The sequence below is a fragment of the Pseudomonas avellanae BPIC 631 genome, from assembly GCF_000444135.1.
Classification (GTDB): Bacteria; Pseudomonadota; Gammaproteobacteria; order Pseudomonadales; family Pseudomonadaceae; genus Aquipseudomonas; species Aquipseudomonas avellanae.
In genome coordinates, this window is the sequence record NZ_ATDK01000225.1 from 22,474 (window position 1) to 31,430 (window position 8,957).

At 60.1% G+C, this 8,957-nt stretch carries 11 protein-coding genes and 1 pseudogene; all 12 read right to left on the minus strand.

Annotated features, from left to right (window positions below):
- Positions 1–3: 3 nt before the first annotated feature.
- The 12 genes and pseudogenes from DW49_RS0110435 to DW49_RS1000000129975 all read right to left on the minus strand — a co-directional run bounded on the left by DW49_RS0110435 (position 4) and on the right by DW49_RS1000000129975 (position 8,856).
- On the minus strand, positions 4–1,428 hold the full coding sequence (locus DW49_RS0110435; protein ID WP_005614163.1) for a DNA circularization protein: 1,425 nt from the start codon (positions 1,426–1,428) through the stop codon (positions 4–6).
- Positions 1,425–3,569, minus strand: a complete 2,145-nt coding sequence (locus tag DW49_RS0110440; RefSeq protein WP_005614162.1) for a phage tail tape measure protein — start codon at positions 3,567–3,569, stop codon at positions 1,425–1,427. Before DW49_RS0110440 ends, DW49_RS0110435 begins: the two co-directional genes overlap by 4 nt.
- On the minus strand, positions 3,569–3,775 hold the full coding sequence (locus DW49_RS1000000133080; protein WP_102818422.1) for a hypothetical protein: 207 nt from the start codon (positions 3,773–3,775) through the stop codon (positions 3,569–3,571). The genes DW49_RS0110440 and DW49_RS1000000133080 overlap by 1 nt, the downstream gene beginning before the upstream one ends.
- On the minus strand, positions 3,700–3,996 hold the full coding sequence (locus DW49_RS0110450; RefSeq protein WP_005614160.1) for a phage tail assembly protein: 297 nt from the start codon (positions 3,994–3,996) through the stop codon (positions 3,700–3,702). Before DW49_RS0110450 ends, DW49_RS1000000133080 begins: the two co-directional genes overlap by 76 nt.
- Positions 3,993–4,340: a phage tail tube protein gene (locus tag DW49_RS0110455; RefSeq protein WP_005614159.1), complete on the minus strand. Its 348-nt coding sequence runs from the start codon at positions 4,338–4,340 to the stop codon at positions 3,993–3,995. Before DW49_RS0110455 ends, DW49_RS0110450 begins: the two co-directional genes overlap by 4 nt.
- A gap of 61 nt (positions 4,341–4,401) precedes the next feature.
- Positions 4,402–5,816: pseudogene (locus DW49_RS01000000128245) on the minus strand (phage tail sheath subtilisin-like domain-containing protein).
- A gap of 18 nt (positions 5,817–5,834) precedes the next feature.
- Positions 5,835–6,023 carry a DUF2635 domain-containing protein gene (locus DW49_RS0110465; protein WP_005614157.1) on the minus strand — a complete coding sequence of 63 codons (189 nt, stop codon included), beginning with the start codon at positions 6,021–6,023 and terminating at the stop codon, positions 5,835–5,837.
- Positions 6,020–6,610, minus strand: a complete 591-nt coding sequence (locus tag DW49_RS0110470; protein ID WP_005614156.1) for a phage tail terminator protein — start codon at positions 6,608–6,610, stop codon at positions 6,020–6,022. The genes DW49_RS0110465 and DW49_RS0110470 overlap by 4 nt, the downstream gene beginning before the upstream one ends.
- Positions 6,611–6,655: 45 nt before the next feature.
- A complete protein-coding gene (locus DW49_RS0110475) occupies positions 6,656–6,994 on the minus strand; it encodes a lipoprotein (protein ID WP_005614155.1) in 339 nt (112 codons plus the stop codon).
- Positions 6,975–7,364 carry a hypothetical protein gene (locus DW49_RS0110480; RefSeq protein WP_005614154.1) on the minus strand — a complete coding sequence of 130 codons (390 nt, stop codon included), beginning with the start codon at positions 7,362–7,364 and terminating at the stop codon, positions 6,975–6,977. The genes DW49_RS0110475 and DW49_RS0110480 overlap by 20 nt, the downstream gene beginning before the upstream one ends.
- A gap of 122 nt (positions 7,365–7,486) precedes the next feature.
- Positions 7,487–8,659: a cellulase family glycosylhydrolase gene (locus DW49_RS0110485; protein WP_005614153.1), complete on the minus strand. Its 1,173-nt coding sequence runs from the start codon at positions 8,657–8,659 to the stop codon at positions 7,487–7,489.
- An 11-nt stretch (positions 8,660–8,670) separates the two neighbouring features.
- Positions 8,671–8,856 carry a Com family DNA-binding transcriptional regulator gene (locus tag DW49_RS1000000129975; protein ID WP_024420465.1) on the minus strand — a complete coding sequence of 62 codons (186 nt, stop codon included), beginning with the start codon at positions 8,854–8,856 and terminating at the stop codon, positions 8,671–8,673.
- Between the last annotated feature and the right edge of the window lie 101 nt (positions 8,857–8,957).

Here is an 8,957-nt window from a genome sequence, read left to right on the forward strand (position 1 = left end):
GGGTCACTCCTGAGCGATTTTCAGCGTACCGGGTGGCACGAAACCTGGGTGGGCAAGCCGATTGCGCTGGACGATTTCCAGCGACCGGCTGGCATCGCCGAACCGCCGATAAGCCAACACCAGCGCAGGCAGCGGTTCGGACACTTTCATGTCCACCAGACGCACGCCAGACGCCGCCACCGCGTTGAGGTGCCGGATCAAGGCCTGACGTAATGTGTTCAGCGCCAGGTAATGATCAGGGTCGGCCTTCAGTGACGCTTCCCAGATGGCCGAGCTCAACGTGTCACGCAGTTCGATCACGTCATCGGCGACCGGCACATCCACACGTTGCAGCGCTTGCACCCTTTGCTGGTCCAGCGAAGGCACCACCGTGAGCGGCGCAACCGTTGTGGCCACCGGCATGCTCGCAACGATTCTCGCCACCTTGACCAGCAGCGCGTCCTGAACCAGATTGGCGATGGCCTGAGCCGTCAGGCCGGTGTCGAGCCCACTGCCCTGGCCGACCAGGTTGATGCCGGACACCGCCTGCGCCTGCTGCGTGGCCTCGGAAATGACCGACCGGTAAGGCACCGTTTCAAGGTCGGAAGACCCACCGCTGCTGCCGGAACTCGACGCCAGGCCGATGGAGGTGCTGCTGCCGGAACCACTGCCAGAACTTCCACCTGAGCTACCACCTGAACCACCGCCGACCGAACTGCCGGAACCGGTTGTGGTGCTGGCACCGCCGACACTGCTGCTGCCATTCGCTCGCCTGGATCGGCGACTGTCGCCGTCGAAACTGGCAAAGAACGTGGTGAACAACGTGCTCACCGTCAGCGGCGCATTGACCAGCGAATGCACCAGCGCAGTGACATCCGAATAGATCGCCATGAACGGCGCAAACTGCCGCTGAATAGTGGCAAACACCCCGGACAGCGCACTGCGCAGCGCCTGAACGTTGATGCGCACGGCATCCACGACGGCCATAACCGAGCGATAGCGCCGAAGCGCCGAGGCCAGCAGGCTCTCGGACGCGCCCAGCAGTTGCCGCCGGGTATTGAGCGTCGACACAGGAAACTTGAGCGGGTTGGCCGGATAAAACACCAGGTCAAGCCGGACCATCCCGCCTTCAATCAGGGTGTGCGTCACATTGCACTGCCCGACCTGTACCTGCATGCGCCCCAGCCACGGATGCACCAGCTCACCCACACCGTCCTTCTCCAACGCCTGAAGCAAGTTGTCCCGTTGTTCGAAACAGTCGCGACCGACAATAAAAGCCGTCAGCGTATGAACCTGCGCCTGCTTGCCCAGCGACTCGAAGTAAGGCTCGTCGCGTTGTGGATATTCATGCAACTGCCCCTTGCGACCTACCGGGACGACGGCTTTTTCAATGAAAAAACCGACGCCACGGAAAGACGCTGGCAGCAGGCTGTCACGCCATGTACTCATGATCCGGCTCCTGCGCCGAGGGTTCGATAACCGACGTTTGGCGAGATCGTCAAACCCGGCTGGTTGCTTTGCACTTGCCCAGCACGCATGCCCGGCGGTGCGTTTTCAAAGCGAATATTGAGTTCGCCTTCAAGCCGAGCGCCGGCCCCCGCAGCGCCCTGTTGCAACAACAGGCTGCCGGGGGACGGCACGTTTGGCGCGCCCAGCAACTGGCTGGTCGGCGGCACACCGGTTGCCTGATTGAGCTGCAACTGATTCAAGCGACTGGCCTCAACCGCATTTGCAGCCAGAAACGCCCCGGTTCCGCCACCAGGCCCTGCGTTGCGCACCCGTTGCTCTTCAGCGAACTGATTGACCTTTTCGGTGGCGCTTTTCAGCAGGGACTTATCCCCGTCGCCGCCAAACCAGCTCATGATCGGGTCGATGAACGGTTTGATGTCCGCCCACAAATCCGCGAACCAGGCTTTGATCGGCTCCCACTTCTCGATAACCATGCCCAGCGGCGAAAAACTGAACATCGTTGCCAGCACGTCGGTAAACGGCTGCGCAGCGGTCTTGATGCTTTCCCACAGGCCGGCGAAGTACTCGGAGATTGGCTGCCAATTGGCCACGACCATGCCCAACGGCGTCCAGGCGAACAGCGTCTGCAGAAAATCGAAAAACGGCGTGGCCAGCGCTTTGATCACATCCCACAGCGCCGCAAAGAATTCGGACAACGGCTGCCAGTTGGCCACGATCATGCCGATCGGCGTCCAGGCAAATACAGCCTTGAGTACGTCCCATAGCGCCATGGCCGGCCCGCGAATCGCTTCCCATACGGCCTGAAAATAAGGCGCGACGGTCGACCAGTTGGCGATCAGAAAACCTGCCGCCAGCGCCAGGCCGCGCACGATCAGGCCCAGCGGTGACATACCCATTACCACGCTCAGCACACGCATGGCGGTCGTTGCGGTCATCACCGCGACTTGCAAGACGCCGAACGCAATCGCAGCGCCCACCACACCCTTGATAACGCCAGGGTGTTCGGCCGCCAATGCAGCGACCTGAGAAATCATCGGCCCGATCACGGCCATTGTCTGGTTCATCGCAGGCAGAAACATACTGCCGATGTTGATGCCCAGACGATCGACACGGTCGGTCATCTCTTTGATGGCCGTGGCCGTGGTCTGGGAGTTGTCCGCGAACTCCTTCTCGATAGTGCCGCTGTTCTGCACGCCCTCGCCGACCTTGGCCAGGTTGGACCTGAGCACATCGAGGTTGGCCAGCAGCGGCGTAATCGCACCCAGCGATTCAGCGCCGAACAATTGCGTGATGACATCCGACTGCTTGTCAGGGTCAACACTTGAGACCGCCGTCAGGACCTTTTCAATGGTCCCGGACGGGTCGCTCTGCATGCCCTGGGTCAGTTGGTTGACGTCGAGCTGCAACGCCTCGAACGCCCCGGCTTTCGCCGCGCCGCCTTCGGTCAACGACTGCATGAATCGCTTCATGCCGCTGGCGGCCACATCGGCCGGCACATCGACGCTGGCCAAGGTGGCGCCCATCGCCGCCAGTTGCCCGGACGCCAAACCCGCAACCGGCCCGAGCGGGCCCATTGCGGTGACCATGGTGGCGATTTTCTTTTCCAGGTTGTTGCCGCCGAGCACGTTGATCTTCTCGGACAGCGCCGCGACTTGCGGTTGAGTCATCTGGAACGAAGATCGCCACGAGGCCATCATGTCGCCCGACTCGGCCGCGGTCTGATCGAAGGCGACACCCATTTTTACGGCATCGCTGGCAAACCCGGTCAGTTCTTCGCGCGGTACATTGGCCTTGGCACCGGCGGCGACAATCGCCGCGATGCCGTTGGCGCTTTCCGGCAGCCGCTCACTGAGGTCCAGAATATCGGACCCCATCTGCTGGAATTGTTGCGGTGTTTCAAAGGTAACTGACCGTTTCACGCCGGCCATGCTGGTCTCGAAACCGATCGCTGCCTTTACCCCGGCAATCAAAGGCCCCGCCAAAGCGTTGTCCGTGATTGCCTTGCCAAGTTCTATGGCCCCCAGACTGGTCTCGAGGCCTTTGACGTTGTTGCGGATAGTTGCCAGCGTTGGAGACAGCTGGTCGACGCCGGTAATCAGCGTTCTGATAGTGTCTGCCATCACTCCCCCTGCAGGATCTGGTTAATGCGTTGCGCCTGCAAGATCGACTCGGTGATGACGTCCAGCTCCCTGGACATCATCAGTTCGGGATCGGTCTTCCAGAAGTACGCGAGGTCGTAAACGACGGCGATCAGTCCTTCAAGGTTGCTGATGCCGCTGCCATGAAAAAACTCGCAACCTTCCAGCTCAACGTGTTGATGTCGCACAGGTCCATCTGATTGACCGACGAGGGCGGGATCCCGGCGCAGACGGCGATGTACTTCGCCGCCACGTCCAGGTCCAGCGACACGTCTTCGTTTTTGTCGATCTTGTAAGGCAGGGCTTTGATGGCTCGCGCTTCCTGCGCCGTAGGACGTCGGAACGTCACCTGCGAAAGGGTTTCCCCATGCGCTTCGATCGGGCTGGCAAGGTCGATGACTTCACTCATTGCCAGCTCCCCTGACTGCCTTCGAATTTGAAATCGATGGCGCCGTCATCTGCCTTGCTGATCGGGTCTTCGACCAGATAAGCGCCGGACAGCACGTAGATTTTGCCGTTGCTGAATTCACAGGTGATGGTCATGTCCACACCGGTGGTGAGCAGCTTGAGTGGCAGGTCTGCGGTGTGCAGTGCCTGAAATTTCAACCAGGCCGCCTTGTCGACTTCCTTGTAATAACCCGGCAGCACGGTTTCGCGCTTGACGTTCGTCAGAGGGGCTTCGCCGCCGCCGATGATGGTCAATTGGGTGCCATCCACTTTGATGTAGCAGGTACCCGCAACTTTCTGACCCATGTTGTTTATCTCCAGAATGAAAAAACCCGCACGCGGCGGGCTTGAAAAGGGTGAGTGAGGCTTATGCCGCTTCGTCGTACTGCAAGCGGAACTGGTTGAGCAGCGCGAACACGCGCAGGCCGTTGATGTAATCAGGCGGGAACATCACGTTCACGCGGCTTGGATCATTGCCGTCACGCTCGACAATCAGGTGCTGGGCGTGATGATCGGCTGACCCGCACCAAAGCGCGTGCCATCGCTGGCCAGCTTGTGGCGACCGTACTTGCTGGTGATGATGCCTTGCAGACGACGAATGATGAACGCCGACTGGTGCATGGTTTCGCTGTCCAAGTACGAGTTGTCAGCCTGGCCGTAGGCGTTCTTCTGATAGGTGGTGATCGAGCGCTGAATACGCACGTAACCGCCTTCGTAGTACGCCGTCGCGATGCCATAACGCAGCAGCGATTCACGCTCGGTCAGGGTGAAACGCTGGCTGGCGGGTGCCGGGTCCAGGCCGGGCATGGTGCCGCTCTGGGTCGGACGGCTGGCGTCGGCAGAAATAAACACTGCGGTGCGCGCAGCCAGTGCCGCGGCCTGCAGCCAGACCGGTTGCGGAACGCCGGTTTCCACGCCTTGAATGGTGATGTGCTGATCGTTGCGCAGTTGGCCCGCAGCCACCAGCGTACCGACCGTACCGCGCTTGGCGCTGTACACATGGCCATACAATTGACGCGCCCAGCTCCAGCGACCGGTGCTGTCGTCCATCGCCGCTTTCCAGGCATCCAGAGTGCTGGTATCGGTCCACGGCATGCACAGAAACTCGAACGGTTCGTCGCCCAGCGCAGCCAGTGCCTTGAGCTGATCAGGCGTACCCACGCCACCGGTCATGGCAGTCACTGCGGCAGTCATGCCGGCAGGAATGACTTCGCCGTTGGTTTTCCCCAGACGGTTGAATTCCAGATGAATGTCGTTGCCGCTTGCCCCGCTCCATTTGCAGGAAAGGGTCAGCACGCCGGCCTCGACAACGGCCTTGATCGGCAGATCGGGTGTGGCATTGATCTTCACCGACAGCGCAGTCGCGGCTTGCGCAGCAGTCGCACCGTTAACGACAGTCGCCTGCACCCGTGCACCGCCGACATACAGGTTCAGCAAGCCCGCTTCGGTCGCCGCCCCCGTCAGGGTAACGGTTGCACCGGCCTTGACACCTTCAGTGTTGAGCAGCGGCAGGCACCAGACTTCACCGGTCGGATCAGCCTTGCGCCAGGTTTCGTACATGGCCGCCAGCATGGAACCCTGACCGCCGATGTTTTTTGCCAGCGCCACGCTGGGCACCAGCACCAGGGAGCCGAGTTCAGGTCCGGACACATCGTCGTTGACCTGAGCAACGATCAGGCGACGCATGCTCGCCGAAGCGCTGTTAGCCGCCGTGTTGTCCATCTCCGCATAAAACAGCGGCACGCGGACGTCGGATGGAATGTTGTTAAAACTGATAGCCATTATTGGGCTTCCTCTTGGTTAGGCTGTGAAGGCCTGATAGGTGGTAGGGGTTTGCTCGGTCTGAATGGTGATGTCGCCGTCGTTCTGACGACGCTGCCACCAGGCATTGAATGTCACCTGCCGACCTTCGACGGGCAGCAAATCGCCCGCCTCCGGATCCGGCACAGCGCGGCCTTCGGCCGGTACTACAGTGATGCGTTGGGTCATGGTGTTACCTCTGCGGTGAACTTCGCTTCGATACGGCCATCAGGGCCAGGGGATTTCAGGTTCGGGTCTGCGGGATCGACGCAGTCCATCTCGAGGGTCGCGCCGGTAAAGCCCGGCAAACCATCCAGATACGCTTCGTGCCAGGTTTCGGCGGGCTGATCCGAGGTGCTGCGGCCCAGCTGAAACTGCGCGGCAAAACCGAAGCGATACGTCACACGTGCGCCGCTGATCTGCACCAACGCACCGCCGGTGTATTGCATCGCGTCGTAATCACGGTCAGCGTTCCAGCCCACCAGCGCGCGCCATAACTCGGCGCGTACGGCGTGCAATTGATCGCTGGCCTGTTGGCCGCGCTTGTCGTCACCGTCAAGCACAACAACGATGTCGAGCTGGTCGGTGATGTTCTGGCGAATGACGTTTTGCAGGTCATTGGCCGTGGCCACATCACCCGTAGCGATGACATAGGCCGAGGGGTGCGCAAGTTGATCGCCAAGGGCAACCGCAGCCCAGTCGATGCGAGCGCTGATGCGACCGGCAAAGGTCGGGCAGGTCGCCTGCAAATGGGCAACTATCGGGGTTATCTTCATAAGGGGTTCCGCGTGTAGTAGAGGGTGATCCGGCGTGAGAAATGCCTACTGATTTGCCTTGCCCAGCGCCTCATCCGCCTTGTCCGCAGCGCGGTTGGCAGCATGCGCAGCCTGACTGGCGATAGACGCCGCCGTCTCGACCTTGTCTGCCGCCTGAGCGGTGGTTTCGGCCAGCCTGTCCAGGCGACGATCGCGTTTGCCCAAGGCTGCGTCGTAGGCATCGCGAACCTCGGCCAACTGCCGGGTGTGCTCGGCGCTGGCTGACCATTGCCCGGCCTGAAAACCGAGCATCAGGCACCCGGCAATCAACAACACGGCGATCAGCCAGATCTCCAGCCGCCGCCACCAGTGGCGAGCGATAAAATCAATTGCGCATCTGTGCATCATTGGCACCTCCGAGCTTGGAACGGAGCCGGGCAATTTCGGCACTCTGCGTGGTGACCTTGTCGGTAAGCTGAACGATGTGGCTGGTGAGGGCTTCAATCTTGCCTTCCATCCGGCCAACCGCAGCGGCGAGTTCGTTGCGCTCTTTGGCAAACTGATCGGACCGCGCTTCAGCCTCCTTGCGAGCTTGCCGCTCGGAGTCGAGCAGTTCATTGAGGCGGCGAACCGTACCGATATCAGCGTTATCCATCGCCCGGTCAGTGGCATCCCGTGAAAGAAACTTGCGCAGCCACAAAAAGCCGCCAAGCAGAATGGTGCCCGTTCCGCCCAGCCAGGTAGCTGTGCCTGGGCCTAGGTCGGTTGGGTCCATTGGTACTCCGGGATATCGTGGTGGACTATCAAGGCCGTCGAAAGTCGAAGGCCTGAAAAAACCGGGAAGAGCCCCTCTGTGCGGGGCTCCGGTGTTGCATCAAAAAGGGGTGATCTTCAACGTCACGCCTGTGCATAACCCCACAGCGCGATGCGCTCGGCGAAATACGGGGTAACCAGCGTGACAGTGGCCGCGTGATTGCTCGCCTCAAGGCTCATCTTCTCGCCATCGGTGCCTGGTCCGGCGACCCACAGTGTCAAAGGCACCTTTTCAGCCTTGGCCTTATCGAGCAGATTTTTCAGCGCAGTACGACCGGCAGCTGTTGGCGGAATGCCTGTTTCGCCGATAAACGCGGCCATTTTGTTGGCCTTGGCGTAGGTCAGAAACGGACCCACGATTTCATCACGCAAGACCGTTGGCGAGATCGAGTCATTGTTGTCTGCGTAAGCGCCGCTGGAGCTTTTATCGTAATCGCCGTAAGCATGCGCTTCCCAGACGATTGCATTCGCCGGATCGACAATTTTCGATTGAAGATTGGCCGAAACCGTCGCCCAGTTTCTGGCGCTCGCAAACTCCAGCCCGCAAATGAAAACCGGCTTTTTCGAGCTGTTGCGCAATGCCTGAAGCACGGTATTCATCGTGCTGATATACAAGGTCTCCAGGTTTGGCAGCGTGATGTAGTCCTTGGCACCTGCCGTGGTGTTCGAGTACGGCTCGTTACCCAAGCCCCAGCCGAGGACCATCGGGTCATCACAGTCAACCACCAGCTTCTGGTGAAAGTTGGCCAGGTGAACTGCGCTCCAGGAAGAACCGTTGACGCCGTTCCCGTCCTTGATCAGTACCGACTCAGTGGCCTTCCAGCCATTCTGATTACCGGCCTCGGAAGCAGGAAGAATCCGCCCCGTCAGATTGCCGTTCGCATCTGTCTCGTAACGATGCAGGCGCATGTAGTGGTGCGGGTCCGGAATGATCCTGGCCTCGCCGTTGGAATCATCGCGAATCCAGCCAAGCAGTTCTTTCCAGCGTTTGACAAAGTCAGTGTTCAGGCTCGCGCCTTGACCCGGCAGACCGTCCTGGGCCGACAACTGAATGGCGCGCTGCAGTTCGAACGGGAAACGAATCAGGCGAACGCCGCGATTCTTCACCCAGGTCGTGATGGTGTCGCGAGTAGGCCACTGGTAATGCGTGCCCGCCTCACCGGGAAGAATCTGCCCGGCGTTGGCCACCGAACCCAGGTTGATCCCCACCAGCGGAATATTCTTTAGCTGACTGACAGCAGAGCTGCTATTGGACATGACTGATACCTTTAGATAGCACTGGGAGGCAGCAGCGACGCTGCTGTACCTCTTTCGCTCAAAGGCGATAACTCATGGCTCACGGCCTTCACATGATTCAGCGTCCCGCAGCGGGAACACTTGATCTGGAGTTCGGTGTGGTCACCCATCCGGGCCAGCAGTTTCTTGCACTGCCCGCATCGAAAGTCTTTCAACATGTGCACTAGGGTCTGTTCCCGTTTCGACGTAACCTATTGATCCCTATGAGAACAGGCCCGTATTGTTGGAGTTCTCACACAACACCAATACGAGCCTGCAA

Bases quoted from the DNA above. Each gene is read 5' to 3' on its own strand.
- DW49_RS0110435 (WP_005614163.1), bottom strand. From the start codon at position 1,428: ATGAGTACATGGCGTGACAGCCTGCTGCCAGCGTCTTTCCGTGGCGTC.
- DW49_RS0110440 (WP_005614162.1), bottom strand. From the start codon at position 3,569: ATGGCAGACACTATCAGAACGCTGATTACCGGCGTCGACCAGCTGTCT.
- DW49_RS0110450 (WP_005614160.1), bottom strand. From the start codon at position 3,996: ATGAGTGAAGTCATCGACCTTGCCAGCCCGATCGAAGCGCATGGGGAA.
- DW49_RS0110455 (WP_005614159.1), bottom strand. From the start codon at position 4,340: ATGGGTCAGAAAGTTGCGGGTACCTGCTACATCAAAGTGGATGGCACC.
- DW49_RS0110465 (WP_005614157.1), bottom strand. From the start codon at position 6,023: ATGACCCAACGCATCACTGTAGTACCGGCCGAAGGCCGCGCTGTGCCG.
- DW49_RS0110470 (WP_005614156.1), bottom strand. From the start codon at position 6,610: ATGAAGATAACCCCGATAGTTGCCCATTTGCAGGCGACCTGCCCGACC.
- DW49_RS0110475 (WP_005614155.1), bottom strand. From the start codon at position 6,994: ATGCACAGATGCGCAATTGATTTTATCGCTCGCCACTGGTGGCGGCGG.
- DW49_RS0110480 (WP_005614154.1), bottom strand. From the start codon at position 7,364: ATGGACCCAACCGACCTAGGCCCAGGCACAGCTACCTGGCTGGGCGGA.
- DW49_RS0110485 (WP_005614153.1), bottom strand. From the start codon at position 8,659: ATGTCCAATAGCAGCTCTGCTGTCAGTCAGCTAAAGAATATTCCGCTG.
- DW49_RS1000000129975 (WP_024420465.1), bottom strand. From the start codon at position 8,856: ATGTTGAAAGACTTTCGATGCGGGCAGTGCAAGAAACTGCTGGCCCGG.